The 16,635-nt window shown below is 68.2% G+C and carries 14 protein-coding genes and 2 pseudogenes; 4 read left to right on the top strand and 12 right to left on the bottom strand.

From position 1 onward, the window contains the following. Nucleotides 1-41 precede the first annotated feature (41 nt). Nucleotides 42-1,010: a DUF389 domain-containing protein gene (locus QF050_RS10320; RefSeq protein ID WP_308930347.1), complete on the top strand. Its 969-nt coding sequence runs from the start codon at nucleotides 42-44 to the stop codon at nucleotides 1,008-1,010. Between the two features lie 23 nt (nucleotides 1,011-1,033). Here QF050_RS10320 and QF050_RS10315 read toward each other — a convergent pair whose 3' ends face one another. Then, a complete protein-coding gene (locus QF050_RS10315) occupies nucleotides 1,034-2,557 on the bottom strand; it encodes an ATP-dependent DNA ligase (protein ID WP_308930346.1) in 1,524 nt (507 codons plus the stop codon). A 69-nt stretch (nucleotides 2,558-2,626) separates the two neighbouring features. Between QF050_RS10315 and QF050_RS10310 the strand changes: the two genes are divergently transcribed. Continuing rightward, a complete protein-coding gene (locus QF050_RS10310) occupies nucleotides 2,627-3,229 on the top strand; it encodes a dihydrofolate reductase family protein (RefSeq protein WP_308930345.1) in 603 nt (200 codons plus the stop codon). Nucleotides 3,230-3,365: 136 nt separating this feature from the next. On the opposite strand, the gene groL is transcribed toward QF050_RS10310, so the two are convergent. The 3 genes from groL to QF050_RS10295 all read right to left on the bottom strand — a co-directional run bounded on the left by groL (nucleotide 3,366) and on the right by QF050_RS10295 (nucleotide 5,979). Continuing rightward, nucleotides 3,366-4,976: a chaperonin GroEL gene (groL, locus tag QF050_RS10305; RefSeq protein WP_308930344.1), complete on the bottom strand. Its 1,611-nt coding sequence runs from the start codon at nucleotides 4,974-4,976 to the stop codon at nucleotides 3,366-3,368. A 79-nt stretch (nucleotides 4,977-5,055) separates the two neighbouring features. Further along, nucleotides 5,056-5,349: a co-chaperone GroES gene (groES, locus tag QF050_RS10300; RefSeq protein ID WP_003805290.1), complete on the bottom strand. Its 294-nt coding sequence runs from the start codon at nucleotides 5,347-5,349 to the stop codon at nucleotides 5,056-5,058. Nucleotides 5,350-5,598: 249 nt separating this feature from the next. After that, nucleotides 5,599-5,979, bottom strand: coding sequence for a hypothetical protein (locus QF050_RS10295; protein WP_308930343.1), 381 nt, complete (start codon nucleotides 5,977-5,979; stop codon nucleotides 5,599-5,601). Nucleotides 5,980-6,032: 53 nt separating this feature from the next. Here QF050_RS10295 and QF050_RS10290 point away from each other — a divergent pair. Next, nucleotides 6,033-7,275 (top strand): annotated as a pseudogene (locus QF050_RS10290) (SAM-dependent methyltransferase). A 31-nt stretch (nucleotides 7,276-7,306) separates the two neighbouring features. Here the strand turns inward: QF050_RS10290 and QF050_RS10285 are convergent. Next, nucleotides 7,307-8,104, bottom strand: coding sequence for a shikimate 5-dehydrogenase (locus QF050_RS10285; RefSeq protein WP_308932143.1), 798 nt, complete (start codon nucleotides 8,102-8,104; stop codon nucleotides 7,307-7,309). A gap of 62 nt (nucleotides 8,105-8,166) precedes the next feature. Next, nucleotides 8,167-9,619, bottom strand: a pseudogene (locus tag QF050_RS10280) (glycoside hydrolase family 3 N-terminal domain-containing protein). A 397-nt stretch (nucleotides 9,620-10,016) separates the two neighbouring features. Here QF050_RS10280 and QF050_RS10275 point away from each other — a divergent pair. Then, the gene (locus tag QF050_RS10275) at nucleotides 10,017-11,168 is read left to right on the top strand and encodes a glutamate--cysteine ligase (RefSeq protein WP_308930342.1); all 1,152 of its coding nucleotides are present in this window, start codon (nucleotides 10,017-10,019) and stop codon (nucleotides 11,166-11,168) included. Between the two features lie 129 nt (nucleotides 11,169-11,297). On the opposite strand, the gene tsaD is transcribed toward QF050_RS10275, so the two are convergent. The 6 genes from tsaD to QF050_RS10245 are packed head-to-tail and all read right to left on the bottom strand — an operon-like array spanning nucleotide 11,298 to nucleotide 16,555. After that, a complete protein-coding gene (tsaD, locus tag QF050_RS10270) occupies nucleotides 11,298-12,389 on the bottom strand; it encodes a tRNA (adenosine(37)-N6)-threonylcarbamoyltransferase complex transferase subunit TsaD (protein ID WP_308930341.1) in 1,092 nt (363 codons plus the stop codon). Then, entirely contained in the window at nucleotides 12,386-12,901 is a 516-nt protein-coding gene (gene rimI, locus QF050_RS10265) for a ribosomal protein S18-alanine N-acetyltransferase (protein WP_308930340.1), read from the bottom strand. Before rimI ends, tsaD begins: the two co-directional genes overlap by 4 nt. Next, a complete protein-coding gene (gene tsaB, locus QF050_RS10260) occupies nucleotides 12,898-13,569 on the bottom strand; it encodes a tRNA (adenosine(37)-N6)-threonylcarbamoyltransferase complex dimerization subunit type 1 TsaB (RefSeq protein ID WP_308930339.1) in 672 nt (223 codons plus the stop codon). Before tsaB ends, rimI begins: the two co-directional genes overlap by 4 nt. Continuing rightward, complete coding sequence (gene tsaE, locus QF050_RS10255; protein WP_308930338.1) at nucleotides 13,563-14,177, bottom strand: tRNA (adenosine(37)-N6)-threonylcarbamoyltransferase complex ATPase subunit type 1 TsaE; 615 nt, start codon at nucleotides 14,175-14,177, stop codon at nucleotides 13,563-13,565. Before tsaE ends, tsaB begins: the two co-directional genes overlap by 7 nt. Next, the gene (gene alr / locus QF050_RS10250; RefSeq protein WP_308930337.1) at nucleotides 14,174-15,409 is read right to left on the bottom strand and encodes an alanine racemase; all 1,236 of its coding nucleotides are present in this window, start codon (nucleotides 15,407-15,409) and stop codon (nucleotides 14,174-14,176) included. The genes tsaE and alr overlap by 4 nt, the downstream gene beginning before the upstream one ends. A 54-nt stretch (nucleotides 15,410-15,463) precedes the next feature. After that, entirely contained in the window at nucleotides 15,464-16,555 is a 1,092-nt protein-coding gene (locus QF050_RS10245) for a carbohydrate kinase family protein (RefSeq protein WP_308930336.1), read from the bottom strand. Between the last annotated feature and the right edge of the window lie 80 nt (nucleotides 16,556-16,635).

Genomic DNA, 16,635 nt, shown 5'->3' with positions numbered 1-16,635 from the left:
GGCGCGAACTAAGCTGGGCCCAGGTGCGGAAGGGAGCCGGCGTGATCGTCCAATTGCGGATTTGCGTGCCCGGAGAATTGTCCGAGGTGACGTTGAAGGCCTGCCGGGACCAGGTGGGAACTGCGGGTGTCGCATTGATCTCCAGCGCGTCCGTGGTACCGCCGGGTGACGTCATCGAGGTCCAGATCGCCAGGGAGTCTGTGGAGGAACTCCTGGAGAAGCTTGAGGTCCTGAAGATCGGCGACGTGGGCTCCGTTGCCATGACCACGCCGGAATTCGTCCTGTCCAGGAATGCTGACCGGGCGGAGCACGCCGCACCGGGGGACGGTGCGGACGCGATGATCTGGGACGACGTGACGGGGCAAACTGGCGAGGATTCCAGGCTCACGTGGAACTTCCTCGCCTTCCTGGTGCTGGCAACGCAGCTCGCCGGAATCGGCATTGTGACCGATTCCCCCATCGCGATTGTGGGTGCCATGGCGGTGGGACCCGAGTTCGGGCCGCTGGCCGCCCTGGCCGTTTCGCTTGCCACCCGGCAGTGGAAGCTTGGCCGCCGCGCAGCCATTGCCCTGGGCGTCGGGTTTCCGGTCGCCATGCTTCTGGCGGCTTTGACGGCCTGGCTGTCGATCCCGCTGGGCCTCTTCCCCCGCGATGCCCTGGACAAGGGATCCGCCGTCGAATTCATCTACCATCCCGGCCCCTATTCATTGATCGTTGCCATCCTGGCGGGATTCGCGGGAATGCTGTCGATCATTGGCCGGCGGTCCGCGGCACTGATCGGGGTCTTCATCTCCGTGACCACCGTGCCGGCGGCCGGATATGTGGCGGTGGCTTTGGTCCTGGGTGAGTTCCCGAAGGCGGCTGGCTCGGCCCTGCAGTTGTTGCTGAACCTCGTGGGCATCGTCGCGGCCGCCGTCGCGGTCCTTCTTTTCTACCGGGTGGTGGCCAAGCGGCGGCCCGCGGCAGCGGCACGGAACTTGAGGCGGCAGCGCAGCGGCACCCGCGACTGACCCGCCCACCAACCATCCGTCCGCTAGGGACGCAGCAGGGCGCGGAGGGTCTGGATGGTGTCGGCTTCCGCCGGGGATTTATCGTCCCGGTAGCGTTTCACCCGGGCAAACCTCAGGGCGATTCCGCCCGGGTAGCGCGGTGACTGCTGGACGCCGTCGATCGCTATTTCGACGACGGTGACCGGCTCAACCCATACGGTGCCGGCGGTGCGCCGCACCTCGAGTTCCTGGAATTTCTCCGTCTGCCAGCGCAGCAGCTCATCGGTGAGCCCCTTGAAGGTCTTGCCCACCATCACGTAGCCGCCCGGTTCACCGAAGTCCCCTTCAGGGTCCAGTGCCCCAAGGTGCAGGTTCGAGAGCAACCCGGTCCGGCGCCCCGACCCCCATTCACAGGCAAGCACCACCAGGTCGTACGTGAGCACCGGTTTCACTTTCACCCAGTTGGATCCCCGCCGTCCGGCGGCGTAGGCGGACCCGATGGCCTTCACCACCACGCCCTCGTGACCGGCAGCCAACGCGGCCCGGGACACCCGTTCAGCCACGGCCGGGTCTGCCGTAATCCGGCCGGGGATCCGGTGTTCCGGAGCTATCCGTTCCAGCGCGTCGATGCGGGTGGACAAAGGTTCGTCGAGCAGGTCCTGCCCGTCGAGGTACAGCACGTCGAAGAACCAGGGATGCAGCACCGTTTCCCGCGCTGCATCAGCGCCGAACCGTGACATGGTTTCCTGGAACGGCCGTGGGCCACCGTCCTCGTCGAGGGCGAGGGTTTCGCCATCGAGGATCACATCCTGCACCGGCAGCCCACGCACCAGTTCCACCACCTCCGGGAGCCGGTGCGTGACATCGGCGAGGTTGCGGGTGTAGATGCTGACATCATCGCCGGCCCGGTGGACCTGGATGCGGGCGCCGTCGAGCTTGTATTCCACAGAGGCTTCCCCGGTGGTTTCCAGGGCTTCGCCCGGGCTGGCGGCCGTGGCGGCAAGCATCGGCTGCACAGGGCGGCCGACGACGAGGCCCACCGCTTCAAGCTCGGCTGCGGTCCCCGTCATGGCGAGCAGGGCGGTGCCGCCCAGATCGCCCGAGAGCATCGCCGCGCGTCGGACGGCAGCGACGGGCCTGTCCGCGGCGCGGGCGACGGCATCCGTGAGGACGCCGTCGAGGGCGCCGGTGCGCAGTTCCCCGAGCAGGACGCCGGAGATGAAGGCCTGCTCCCCCGCCGTCGCGGCCGTCATCAGGTTCCCGAGCGTGGCTGCGCGGCCTGCCGCCGAACCTGCTCCCGCGGTGGCGAGCAGCCTGTCCAGCGCAGCATCGAGGTCGGCAACGGTGAGGCTTGCCGCCAAGGCCGGTTCCGCTTTGGCCGCCGCCACGCTGCGCCATCCCGCTCCGACGCGCCCCTGCCGGGGCTTCGCCATCAGCAAGCCCACCGCCGTCGGAATCTCCGCCGGCTCAAGCCGGCGCAGCAGGTCCGCAAGCGCCTCGACCTTCGCAAGCCGGGACCGGGTGGACGCCACGGCGTCTGAGGTTTTGACGAGCTCAAGAAGCAGCATGGCATCATCCTGCCACGTACCGGCTCCGCGGCTCTGGACAGCGCAAAATCGCCCTCCCAGACTGGACGCATGGGATTCATCGTTGCCAACCTGTTCATCACCCTCGACGGCGTCTACCAGGCTCCCGGCGGCCGGGAGGAAGACACCTACGGCGAGTTCGCCTTCGGCGGCTGGCAGGCACCTGTCTCCGACGACGAGGCCGGCGCGGCCATCGCGGCGGAGATCGGCCGAATGGATGCCCTGCTCCTCGGCCGGAAGACTTATGACATCTTTTCGGCTTACTGGCCCCACCAGTCAGGGGATATTGCGGATGCACTCAACCGGGTGCCCAAGTTCGTCGTCTCGCGCACTGCGTCCACCCCGGGCTGGGGCGGAACCACGGTGCTGCCCGATGAGAGGGCTGCGGGACGGCTCCGCGACGAGTACGGGCAGGTGCACCTGTTCGGCAGCGGCGTCCTGATCCGCTCATTGCTGGCTGCGAACGTACTGGACCGCCTCCACCTCTGGCTTTACCCGGTCACGCTGGGCCAGGGCAAACGCCTGTTCGACGCCGGCACCGTTCCTGCGTCGTACCGCCTCGCCGAGCCGGCCCGCAGCTACCCGAAAGGGGCGGTGTCGCTGGTGTACGAACGCGCGGGCGGGGTTGAGACGGCGGAGATGGCCGCGACCTAGCGTCCGAACACAAGAAACCGGCCCAGCTGATGCTGGGCCGGTTTTCTGTATGGCGCCTGCCGTGGGTCCCTGTGGGTGGGCCCACGCCGTCAGGGTTCCCTGACCGAGCGAAGCGAGGTTAGGGAGACGGTGGGGACTAGTGGCTGTGGCCTGCGTGCTCGTCCTCTTCGGCGGGCTTCTCCACGACCAGGGTCTCGGTGGTGAGAACCAGTGCGGCGATGGACGCGGCATTGCGGAGGGCTGCGCGGGTGACCTTGACGGGGTCGATGACACCGGCAGCGATCAGGTCCTCGTACTCGCCCGACTTGGCGTTGAAACCGTTGTTGGTTTCCAGGTCGGCCACCTTGGAGGTGATGACGTAGCCGTCGAAGCCGGCGTTCTGGGCGATCCAGCGCAGCGGCTGAACCAGGGCACGGCGGACGATGCCCACAGCAGCGGCGGCGTCGCCTTCGAGTGCCTTGACGGACGGGTCCTCATCCAGGGCCTTGAGGGCGTGGATCAGTGCCGAGCCGCCACCGGCCACGATGCCCTCTTCCAAGGCAGCACGGGTGGAGGAAACAGCGTCCTCGATGCGGTGCTTCTTTTCCTTCAGCTCAACCTCGGTGGCAGCCCCCACCTTGATGACGCCGATGCCGCCGGCCAGCTTGGCCAGGCGCTCCTGGAGCTTTTCGCGGTCCCAGTCGGAGTCGGTGCGGGTCAGCTCGGCGCGCAGCTGGGCTACGCGGCCTGCAACATCCTCGGCCGAACCGGCGCCGTCGACGATGGTGGTGTTGTCCTTGGTGACGGTGATGCGGCGGGCGGTACCCAGCACCTCCAGGCCAACGGTGTCCAGGCTCAGGCCCAGCTCCGGGGACACAACCTGTGCGCCGGTGAGGGTGGCGATGTCCTGGAGCATGGCCTTGCGGCGGTCACCGAAGCCGGGTGCCTTGACGGCCACGACGTTCAGGGTGCCGCGGATGCGGTTGACGATCAGCGTGGACAGGGCCTCGCCGTCGACGTCCTCGGCAATGATGAACAGCGGCTTGGAGCTCTGCAACGCCTTTTCCAGCAGCGGCAGGAATTCCTGGATGGAGGAGATCTTGCCCTGGTTGATCAGGATCAGGGCGTCCTCAAGGACAGCTTCCTGGCGTTCGGCGTCGGTGACGAAGTACGGGGACAGGTAGCCCTTGTCGAACTGCATGCCCTCGGTGAGGACCAGTTCGGTCTGGGTGGTGGAGGACTCTTCGATGGTGATGACGCCATCCTTGCCCACCTTGCCGAAGGCTTCAGCGAGGAGTTCGCCGATCTCGTCGCTCTGCGCCGAAATGGCGGCCACGTTGGCAACCTGGGTGCCCTCGACGGGGCGGGCGTTCTCCAGCAGGCGGGCAGCTACGGCCTCGACCGAAACTTCGATGCCGCGCTTGATCTGGCCGGGGGCAGCGCCGGCGGCAACGTTGCGCAGGCCTTCCTTGACCAGGGCCTGCGCCAGGACGGTGGCGGTGGTGGTGCCGTCACCGGCAACATCGTTGGTCTTGGTGGCTACTTCCTTGGCCAGCTGGGCGCCAAGGTTCTCGTAGGGGTCGTCCAGTTCGACTTCGCGGGCGATCGTGACGCCGTCGTTCGTGATGGTGGGGGCGCCCCACTTCTTGTCCAGGACGACGTTGCGGCCGCGGGGGCCGAGCGTCACCTTGACTGTGTTGGCGAGCTTATCGATGCCGGCCTCGAGGGCCCGGCGGGCAGCGTCGTCAAACGCAAGCTGCTTTGCCATGGTTTTGTCCTTTCAAAGACAGAAACCCCGCACTGCCGGCCAGCAAAAGCGTGGCCGGCAGCACGGGGATCCGAAAGAGTTACTTTACGACGATCGCCAGGACGTCGCGGGCGGACAGCACGAGGTACTCGGTGCCGCCGGTCTTGACTTCGGTTCCGCCGTACTTGGAGTAGATGACGACGTCGCCAACTGCTACGTCAACCGGAACGCGGTTGCCGTCTTCGAAGCGGCCGGGGCCTACTGCAACAACTTCGCCTTCCTGCGGCTTCTCCTGCGCGGAGTCCGGGATGACCAGGCCGGAAGCCGTGGTCTGCTCGGCTTCGAGCGGGCGGACAACGATACGATCCTCAAGAGGCTTAATAGAGACCGACACTCGGACCTCTCCTTTTCGTCAGCAAATTCGTGGACTGGAAAGCTTTCCGCCGTGGCTGGCAAACCGTCGTCGCGGTGCCGGCAGCAGCCTGGCTGGCAGCTCTTCATGTGTTAGCACCCTCCGGGGGAGAGTGCTAATGAAGACTCTATGTAAGGGTTAGCACTCGGTCAAGGTGAGTGCCAACTTTTCGTCATCGGCGTACTCTGTTTCGCATCATTCCGGGACGCAGTAACGGGGTCGCGGGCAGCCTCAGCGGCCCAGATCGTCGAAGTCCACGTCTTCGCCGCCGTCAGCATCGCTGCCGCCCTGTTTCCGTCCCCGGAACAGCACCCAGCCCGCAGCGGCCGCGGCGAGCAGCGCAGCAACGAGGAAGAAGATGCTTCCGGCCCGCGCGCCGTCGTACAGCCCGCGGATATCGCGGGCTTCCTGCGTATTGTCCGCGATGTCGTTGCCGCCCACCGAGTAGACGGTGGCGTTGAACGTGTCGAGGAGGAAAATGATCACCAGGAGCGCGATGCACACTACTGCCACCACGGCGGCGGCGATCAGGACCGGGCGGGCAAACCGGGCAGGACCGCGTTCCTTGGGGTCGTGTTCGCCGGTGTCCCCGGGGGCTGCGGTTTCATCCATGGTGTCCACACTATCGGCAACCCGGCATGCGCTCCTCCATTAGGCTGGAACCCATGGCTCACGCTCCCCAGGACCAGATTGCACCGCTGCTGACCCCCGAAGGCTGGGAGCTGCTCGCGTCCCTGGGCCCCTACCGGGAAGAGGATTCCTTCGAACTCAACTCCGCGCTCCGGAAAGCCGGCCACCCTGCCGGGCTGGTCTCCGCGGTCCTGACCCAGTCGCGACTGCGCACCAAGGCTGAGGCGAAGTTCGGCGAGTTCGCCCGCCAGATGCTCTTCACCCAGGCCGGCCTGGAGCAGGCCACCCGCCTGAATGTCGCGGCGCGCCACGCGCAGCGTTTCGCCGCCGCCGGGATCAGCCACGTGGCGGACCTGGGTTGCGGCCTCGGCGCCGATTCCCTGGCCCTGGCATCCCTGGACCTCAACGTGACCGCCGTCGAGATGGATGAGACCACCGCGGCCTGCGCCACGGTGAACCTGATCCCCTTCCCCAATGCCACCGTGGTGCACGCGGACGCGGCAACGGTGCCGTTGGAGGGCGTCGACGGTGTTTGGCTGGATCCTGCCCGGCGGGTCACCTCCACGTCCGGCACCAAGCGGATCTGGGACCCCGAGGCGTTCTCACCCCCGTTGTCATTCGTTGAATCGCTCGCGGCGTCGGGGAAGGCAGTGGGCGTGAAGATGGGCCCCGGCATGCCGCACGAATCCGTGCCCGCAGGCTGCGAGGCCCAATGGGTGTCGGTAGCCGGAGACGTCACCGAGGTGACCCTGTGGTTCAACGCCGTCAGCCGGCCAGGGGTGCGCCGCGCAGCCCTGGTCCTTGGTTCCGAGGGTGCGGCCGAACTGACCAGCGGAGATGACTTCGGAGCCGGCCCCTCGGCCCCGGTGGGACCGGTGGAGGGCTACCTGTACGAACCCGACGGCGCAGTGATCCGGGCCGGCCTGGTTGCCGATGTCGCCCTGGAGCTCGGCGGCCACCTGGTGGATGAACACATCGCCTACATCTGCGCCCCGGAACTCCTGGACACCCCGTTCGCCAGGGCCTACAAGGTGCTGGACGTGATGCCCTATAACGTCAAGGCGCTCAAAGCCTGGGTAAAGCAGGGAGGGCATCACCGTGCTGGACATCAAAAAGCGTGGCACCGCGGTAACCCCGGAAGAGCTGCGGAAGCAGCTGCTGCCGGGCGGGAAGGCAGCCGGCAAGGGTTCCGGCAAGAAGGGCGCCGGCAAGGCCGCCACCCTGGTCCTGACCCGGATTGGCGAGGACCGGGTGGCCATCGTGGTCGAGCCTGCCTGACCGGCACTGGGCAGCTCCTGCCGGGTCGTGCCTACTGGGCGCGCATGAATTCCTCGGCCGCCTGCACCTGCTCCGCCGTGGGCCGCACTCCGGTGTACAGGACAAACTGCTCCAGCGCCTGGATGGTGGCCACCTCAGCACCCGTGATGACCGGCTTGCCTGCGGCACGGGCGGCACGTATCAGCGGCGTCTCGGCCGGCAGGGCCACCACGTCGAACACCAGGCGGGCCGCTTCGATGGCCTCCGCCGGGAAAGCCACGGTGTCCGCTTCCGTCCCGCCGGCCATCCCCAGCGGAGTGACGTTGATTATCAAATCAGCCGTCCCGCCGTAGAGCGCTGCACGCCACCGGAAACCGTACTGGTCCGCGAGCGCCCGGCCGGAGGCCTCGTTCCGGGACACCACCGTGACATCGGTGAAGCCGGCGTCCCGCAGGGCCGCCACCGTGGCCTTCGCCATCCCGCCTGAGCCCTGCACCACCACGGAGTAGCCGGTGGGGACCGAGTTGGTGGCCAGGAGCTGCTCGATAGCCGTGTAGTCGGTGTTGTACGCCTTGAGGTGGCCATCGGTGTTCACGATGGTGTTGACGGAGTCGATGGCTTTGGCGGAGGGGTCCATCTCGTCCACCAGGGCTATGGCGTCTTCCTTGTAGGGCATGGAGATGGCGCAGCCCCGGATGCCCAGGCCGCGGACACCGGCGATGGCCTGCTCAAGGTTGGTGGGCGCGAACGCCTTGTAGATCCAGTTCAGGTCCAATTGCCCGTAAAGGTGGTTGTGGAACCGGGTCCCGTTGTTGCTGGGACGGGCGGAGAGCGAGATGCAGAGGGTCATGTCTTTATTCAGAATGGGCACCCGACCATTAAACGCGCTCCGCCGCTAATCCCGCTCCCGGGTCACGGGCTGCAACCGGTTCCGGCAGGATAGGGCCCGACGGCGGCAGGCAGCTTTCCGGGCGCCGTCGCCTTCCCTGCCAGGACGGCGGCGAGGGCGTCGAAGGCGGTGTCATTGCGGCCGTAGAGCGCCAGCTTGATCGGGGCGCCGGAGTCCTGCAGCGGCCAGGGTGCGTCCAGGGATACCGCGATGTCACCGCCTGCCGGTTTGCCGCCGAAGCCGATGAGGTCGACCACGGGGCCGGAGCCAACTGCCAGGCCGGCACGTGCGGCAGCGGCTTCGAAGCGTTCCCGGTCCCCCGGTCCCCCGCCCTCGACGCGTAGTGCACCCGGCACCAGTGGTCCGCTGCAGGGGCCGGACAGGACTGTCACGGCGGACGCCGAGACCTTGGCCGACAACCCGGCGCCGCTCCCGGCCGGAGCACCGGCGCCGGGCGCCCCTGCAGGGGCCGCCGTCCGTGCGTGCCACACCATCATGGTGGCAACCCGGCGGGCGGCATCATCGAGCCGCGCGGCCGGGAGGGTTCCAGCGGCCAGGGCCTGCAGGATGGCGGCATGCGCCTGTTCCACGTCCTCGGGCATCAGCAGCAGGTCGGCGCCCGCGGCCAGGGCCTTCACGGCGGCAGCGCCGGCCGGGTACTGCTCTTCCACGGCGCCCATGTTGAGGGCGTCGGTCACTGCCACACCCTGGAAGCCCAGGTTCCGCAGCGCCGCGTAACTTGGCGCGGAGAGCGACGCCGGCACGCCGGGTTCCAGCGCGGGCACGGCGATGTGCCCGGTCATGACGACCGGCAGGCCGGCGGCCACGGCGGCCTGGAACGGTTTCCAGTCCCTGCCCCGAAGTTCATCAAGGGTGGCCGGCTGGACCGGGAGGCTGAGGTGGGAGTCAGTTGTCACCGAGCCGTGCCCCGGGAAGTGCTTTGACGGTGGGAAGGATGCCTGCGTCCAGCATGCCCCGGGAGAACGCCACGCCCTGCGATGCCGCCACCGCCGGATCGGCGGACATGGAGCGGGCGCCGATGGTGGGGTCCTTGGGTCCAATGGTCACATCCGTGTCGGGCGCGAAATCGAGGTCAAACCCCAACGGCACCAGCTCGGCAGCCAATGCTTTGCCGGCCTGATGGGTCAGGTCCTCGCTCCCCGCAGCGCCGTAGCTCATGGGCGCGGGCCATTCGGTGAGCGGGGCGCCCAGCCGTGCCACTGCTCCGCCTTCCTGGTCCACGCCGATGATCCCGGGCCATGGCCGGCCGTCCGCGGCCACAGCTTGCCGCAGCCGCTGGTTGACGGCACCCATGGCGGCTACGTCAACCTTCCCCTGGGGGTCGCGCGGCACGTTATCGCCCATGATGATGGACCCGGCCAGGTGCAGGCGCTGGATCAGTGCGGCGTGCGCCTCCACCTGGTTGCCTTTGAAGAACGGAAGCAGCACCTGCCCGGCCTTTTCCTCCGGCGACATCGCCGCCACAGCCGCAGCGGCGGCGTCCTGGTCGCGCTGCTCCGGGCCCCACCCCAGGGGGCGGGAGCCTGCGTCAGGTGAGGGTGAGGCGGAAGGTTCTGCCGGCGTCGTACTTTCTGCTGCGGACGCGCTGGCGGCAGGCGTGGTGGACGACGGCGGGGCCGGAGCTGGGGCCGCCGTGCAGGAGGCCAGTGCCAGGGCGGACAGGGCAACGAGGAGAGGGAAGGATTTGGCAGGACTGGATTTGGCAGTGTTGGTCCTGGCAGGGGTGTGACGCATGGGGAACGGAGCCATCAATACGATGCTACCCCTGGACTAGACTTGGACCATCCGTTCGCCAGCCGGCGCAGCCTGTGAGCGGCATCAGCCAGCGGCAAACCGGACAGTAAGGAAAAGTGTGAAGATCGACTTCGCGTCATCGAGGCAGTCAACCCTCGGTGTTGAGTGGGAGCTTGCCCTGGTGGACGGGAAGACGGGCGAGCTCGCTTCCGTGGCCAACCAGGTGCTCCGCGGCGTGGCCTCCCGGCACCCTGAACTCAATGAAGACGACGAACACCCGCACATCAAGCAGGAACTCCTGCTCAATACCGTGGAACTGGTTACCGGCATCTGCGAGACGGCCGCCGAAGCCAAAGAGGACCTCAACCGGTCCGTCGCCGCCGTCCGCGAAATCACCGACCCCATGGGCGTGGAGTTGTTCTGCGCCGGCAGCCACCCGTTCAGCCCGCCGCAGCTGCAGCCGGTCACTGACAAGGCGCGGTACGCCAAGCTCATCGACCGGACCCAGTGGTGGGGCCGGCAGATGGTCATTTACGGCGTCCACGTGCATGTGGGACTGGACCGCCGGGACAAGGCACTGCCCGTCCTGGACGGCCTGGTCAACTACTTCCCGCACTTCCAGGCACTCTCCGCGTCCAGCCCCTTCTGGGGCGGCGAGGACACCGGCTACGCCTCCCAGCGCGCACTGATGTTCCAGCAGCTTCCCACCGCAGGCCTGCCCTTCCAGTTCAAATCCTGGGAGGAATATGAGTCCTATGTGCAGGACATGACCACCACCGGCGTCATCGACACCATCTCCGAGATCCGCTGGGACATCCGGCCGGTGCCCGCGCTCGGGACCATCGAAATGCGCATCTGCGACGGCCTGGCCACGCTGGAGGAAGTGGGCGCCATCGCGGCCCTCACGCAGTGCCTGGTGGACGAGTTCTCCACCACCCTGGACAACGGCGGCACCATTCCCACCATGCCGCCGTGGCACGTGCAGGAGAACAAGTGGCGCGCCGCCCGGTACGGCATGGACGCCATCATCATCCTGGACGCGGCCGGCAAGGAGCAGCTGGTCACCGAGCACCTGCTGGAGACGCTGAACCGGCTGGAGCCGGTGGCAGCCAAGCTGCGCTGCTCCGACGAACTCGCCGACGTGGAGAAGATCATCCGCCGCGGCGCCGGGTACCAGCGCCAGCGCCGCGTGGCGGCCGAGAACGGCGGCAACCTTCAGGCCGTGGTGCTGGACCTGGTCAAGCAGATGCGGAACGGCCCCACCGCCTGACCTGGCCCCTCGGCTGACGTGGTCCCTCCCGAGACGGGGCACTTCGGCACGGACACGCCGGCCGCCGTCGTGATTTACGACGTCGAGGCGCCCAAAGTGCCCCGCGACGGTTCGCCGGGCCCACTGCCGTCAGGCCGGAAGCGACACCGAGGTGACCGGCAACGACGAATCCGGGGCGAAGCCGATCCCACTGGATTCCACTCCCGCCATCACCAGCTGCGCGCCGAGGGCCGCCACCATGGCGCCATTGTCCGTGCAGAGGTCCAGCGGCGGGACGTGCAGGCGGATACCGGCAGAGGCGCAGCGTTGCCCGGTCAGTTCCCGCAAGCGTGAATTGGCCGCCACCCCGCCGCCCAGCAGGACGTCCTTGATCCCGTGCTCGCGGCAGGCCAGCACCGCCTTGGACGAAATCACGTCCACCACGGCCTCCTGGAAAGCGGCGGCGATGTCTGCCACCGGGATCTCCTCCCCACGGGATTCGAACTGCTCCACGCACCGGGCCACGGCCGTCTTGAGGCCGCTGAAGGACCAGTCGTACCGGTGTGGCCCGGGCTCGTCCGCAGTGCCCATGTACTTGGGCTGGGTCAGGCCCCGCGGAAAGCGGATCGCTTTGGGGTTGCCGTTGCGTGCCACCTTGTCGATGGCCGGTCCGCCAGGGTAGCCCAGGCCCAGGATGCGGGCCACCTTGTCGTAGGCCTCGCCGGCGGCGTCGTCGATGGTGGAGCCCAGGAGCTCCACATCGCTGGTGATGCTGTTGATCCGCAGGATCTCCGTATGGCCGCCGGACACCAGCAGGGCGCCCAGGTTCGCCGGCAGTTCCTGCTTCCTGCCGGTTGCCCGGTCATCCAGGAGGCCAACACCAACGTGCGCCACCAAATGGTTGATCGCGTACAGCGGCTTCCCGGTGGCGACGGCGAGCGCTTTGGCAGCGCACACGCCCACCATGAGCGCGCCGGCGAGCCCGGGCCCTGACGTCACGGCGATGGCATCCACGTCCGCCAGGCGGACGCCGGCGTCCGCCAGTGCCTGCTCCAGGGTGGGTACGAACGCATCCAGGTGGGCCCGGGAGGCGATCTCCGGGATGACGCCGCCGAACCGGACGTGCTCGTCCATGGAGGATGAGACGGTGTTGGTCAGGAGGGTGGTGCCGCGGACAATTCCGACGCCGGTTTCGTCGCAGGATGATTCAATGCCCAGCACCAGGGGCTGTGTGCGGTTCATTGGCTGCCTGCTTCCGTTGCTTCGCCACCGGCGGTTTCGGCGGCCAGTTGCAGCCGCATGATCAGGGCGTCCACGCCGTCGCGGTAATAGCGGGGACGGATATGGATCTGCTCGAAGCCGAACCGCAGGTAGAGCTGTTGGGCCCGCGGGTTGTCGGCGCGGACTTCGAGCAGGACGTCGGCGGCGCCCCGGCGGCGGGCCTCCCCGATGAGCCGGGTGAGCAAGTGGCTGCCTATGCCGCGGCCTTCGTACTCCGGGACTACGGCGATGGTCTGCACATCGGCGATGGGTTCGATGCACATCAGGCCGGCGTAGCCCACGATGCCGCTGCCGGTCTCCGCCACCAGGTAGCGGCGCGTTTCCGGCTGGGACAGTTCGTCCAGGAACATCTGCACGGGCCAGGCATCGATCGGGAAGAGCTGGTGTTCGAGGAGTCCGACGGCGGGAACATCGTCCAGCGTCATGTCGCGGACCGTGATACCCGCCATCCGCGGATCGGTCAAGCTGCTCATAATGCCCTTTTCCTGGGCCCGGGGACCTGGGCGTCTGATTCGCGCAGGTACAGCGGGGTGGAGTCCAGCAGAGACTCCCCGGAGGCCAGCCTGGCGAGGGCGAACTGGCCAAGGTACAGGGCGTCCGGCTGCTCGGCTGCGAACTCCGGGTGGGCTTTCAATACGTCGCCGTACAGCCCGGCTCCGGCGCCGAACGCAGGCAGGTCCGGCAGGTCCGCGGCGAAACCGACATGCGGGCCGTCCTGGAGCAGGGGCAACTGGCCATCGGCCAGGCTGTAACGGGCCCAGTAGACCTCCTTGCGGCGGGCATCGGTGACCACCAGGAATTCCGGAACAGCAGCGGTGGATTCCGCTACTTCCAGGGCCACGGCATCCAGGCTCATCAGCCCGTGCAGGGGCTTGCCCCAGACGAACGCCAGGGTGCGGGCGGTGGCAATGCCGGAACGCAGTCCGGTGAACGGTCCCGGGCCTACGCCCACCACCAGGGCGTCCACGTCCGCGCCGCTGACTCCGGCCTCGGACAGCATGGCGTCGATCCCGGGGGCGAGTACCTCGGCATGGCTGCGGGTGTCCTCTGTCGCGAAGCTGGCGATCACGCTTTCAGGGGCATCGTCGGACACCAGGGCGGCGCTTGCCACGGCCGAGGTGTCAATGGCGAGGATCAGCATGGGAGTCCCCCTTCAAAGCCGACCAGCGCAGGTGCGGTTGCCCAGCGGGGACCGTACCCGCGCAGCACGATGGTGCGTGGTTCGTCGGTGTCGTCGTCGTCAAAGTCCAGGCTTCCGGACGGCCCGCCCGTGGTGCCCTCGTCACTGGCAGCTTCCACGGTGCTGCCAAGGCCGATGGCACGGTGCAGGTCGATCTCCAGGCGGCTGTCGCTCAGGTGCTCCACCCGGTCATGGCCCCACTCCACCACGGTCACCGACGAATCCATCGTGTTCTCGAGGTCGATGTCATCGATCTCCGCCGCAGATCCCAAACGGTAGGCGTCCACGTGCACCAGGTCCGGGCCGCCGGGACGAGGACCGTCCGCCAGGTTGGGGTGGATGCGGACCAGGACGAACGTGGGCGAGATGATGCCCGCGCGGACACCCAGCCCCTCCCCCAGCCCCTGCGTAAAGGTGGTCTTCCCGGCGCCAAGTTCACCGGAGAGCACCAACAGGTCTCCGGCCTGGAGTACCTCCGCCAAATGCCTGCCGAACGCCTGCGTCTGTTCCGCCGTCGTCGCCGTAAACGTCTTTTCCCAGGTGGCGCCCTGCTGCCCTGTCCCGCTCATGCCCCTGCCGTTCCGGGCAAGCCCGCCAGGCCGGGGCTGCTGCCGGCCTGCTGGTCCTCGTTGATGAAACGGCGCGGAACGCGGGGGCTGATGCGGGTCACGATCTCGTAGTTGATGGTCCCGGCGGCCTGCGCCCAGTCGTCAGCCGTGGGGCCGCCGTCCGCACCGTCTCCGAAAAGCTCCGCTTCGGCACCGAGCAGGCTGGAACCCACGGCCTCCGGCCCGAGGTCGATGACCATCTGGTCCATGGCGATCCGCCCCACCACCGGGTAGGTCTTCCCGGCCACGCGGACGGGGCCGCCGGTGGCGACGCGCGGGACGCCGTCGGCATAGCCCAGCGGAATCAATGCCAGGGTGCTGGCCTCCCGGGTCCGGTAGTGCAGGCCGTAGGAGACCCCCTGACCGGCGGGGACCGACTTGCACTGGGATACCAGCGTGCGCAGCGTCATGGCCGGGCGCAGGCCGAGCTCCGCGGACGTCTGCCCCTCGAACGGCGAGAGCCCGTACATGCCCAGGCCAACCCGCACCAGGTCAAAGTGGGTGTCCGGCCGGGACAAAGTGGCGGGGGTGTTGGCCAGGTGCCGGACTTCCGGGTCCACGCCCGCGTCCTCAGCGATGGCCAGCGCTTCCCGGAAAGCCGCCAATTGGTCATCCGTTTCAGGGCGCTCCGGCTCATCAGCCACGGCCAGGTGGGAGAAGATTCCCACCACGCGCAGCAGCCCCTGGTCCTGGTACTCCACGGCTTCGCCCACCAGACGGTCCCAGGCTTCGGGGGTGGCTCCGTTGCGCCCAAGCCCCGTGTCCACCTTGAGGTGGACCCGGGCCGGACGCTCCTGGTCCCTGGCTGCGGCAACGATCCGCTCCAGTTCCCACCCCGAGCAGCCAATGTCGACGCCGGCGGCAACGGCGGCCCCGAAGTTGCTGTCGGTGGTGTGCAGCCAGGCCAGCAGCGGCGCGTCGATGCCGGCGGCCCGGAGCGCGAGGGCCTCGGAGATGTGGGCCACCCCCAGCCAGGATGCGCCGGCCTGCAGGGCGGCGCGGGCCACGGGAACGGCGCCATGCCCGTAGGCGTCGGCCTTGACCACGGCCATGACTTTCGCGGGGGAAGCAGCGTCGGCGAGCCGGCGGACGTTGTGCCGGATGGCGTCCAGGTCGATCACGGCGGACCGTTCGTGGCGGGGGTCCGGCCCGGAGGCAGCACTGAATTCACCGGTTGTTGCGGGGTAAGTCACCTAAGTGATTCTAGTGCGGGCACTTCGCGCCGAATAATCGGCAGCCTCCGCACTTCAGGCGTCAGACAGGTGCGCGATGGTGGCGGCCGCCCTGCGCTGGGCAGCGAGGGGCACGTCCTGGACGATGTCCGCGAGGAATCCAAAGCGCCGCAGCCACTGGCTCGTCTGCCGTTCGGGGCGGGCATTGGCGCGTTTCCACCAGTCGGCGATGTCCCCCCAGCCCGGGGCTGCCAGGGATCCGCCCACCTCCTGGACCGCCAACGAGGCGCACAGGTTGGCAAACCGCAGCCGGTCCCCCAGCGGCCAGCCGGCCAGGGTGCCCACGATGAACGCGGCGTCGAAGCAGTCGCCGGCGCCGGTGGGGTCATGCGCCTTGACCGGAAGGGACGGCACCCATTCCTCCTCCCCGGTTTGGGAATCAACCGCCATGGCCCCTTGGGCCCCGAGCGTCACCACAGCGACCGGAACACGGTCCGCCAGGGCGTAGAGGGCACTCCAAGGGTTGTCCTTTCCGGTGAACGCCATGGCCTCGCGCTGGTTGGGCAGGAAGGCGTAGAAGTGCTGCAGGTTCTCGAGCCGCACCGGCGCCCACTCCCCGCTGGGATCCCAGCCCACGTCGCCGAACAGCCGGACTCCGGCCGCGTGGGCCGCCTTGGCCCAAGGTTCCACTTCCACGCCCAGCTCCGCGATGCCGGCGAGCGCCGGGGGCGGGTCTCCGATCAGCTCGGAGTTGGTCACCGGGGCTGAATGCCCGTGGGTGACCATTGACCGGTCCTGGTCCACGCACAGGGATACCGTCACCGGGGAATGCCAACCGGGGACGCGGCGGGAGAGGCTGAGGTCCACATGTTCCTGGCTGGACAGGATTTTCCAGTTAAAGTCCCCGTATCCGTCGTCGCCGAAAGCTGCCGCCAGCCCGGTGCGCAGGCCCAGCCTGGCAGCGGCGATGGCCTGGTTCGCCACCCCGCCGGGGCAGCTGCCCATACCGTCGCTCCAGATTTCCGTGCCGGGCTCGGGCCCGTGCGCCAGGCCGGTGAAGATGATGTCCTGGAAAACCGTCCCGGCCAGCAGCAGATCGAATCCCGGCTCGACGGGTGAACGGACGGCGGCCAGGGGGTCGAACGGGCGTGCGGGGATCGCGTCCATGTTCGGCACAATACGCCGTGGCGCCCTGCTGCGGTAGGGGCGCAGGAACGGTGTGGGCAAGCTGTCGGGGCGGGGTCCTA

It is taken from the genome of Arthrobacter sp. SLBN-112 (genome assembly GCF_030944625.1).
Taxonomy (GTDB): domain Bacteria; phylum Actinomycetota; class Actinomycetes; order Actinomycetales; family Micrococcaceae; genus Arthrobacter.
The sequence above is the reverse complement of the archived record's forward strand: the minus strand, read 5'-3'. Positions and strand labels throughout refer to the sequence as shown.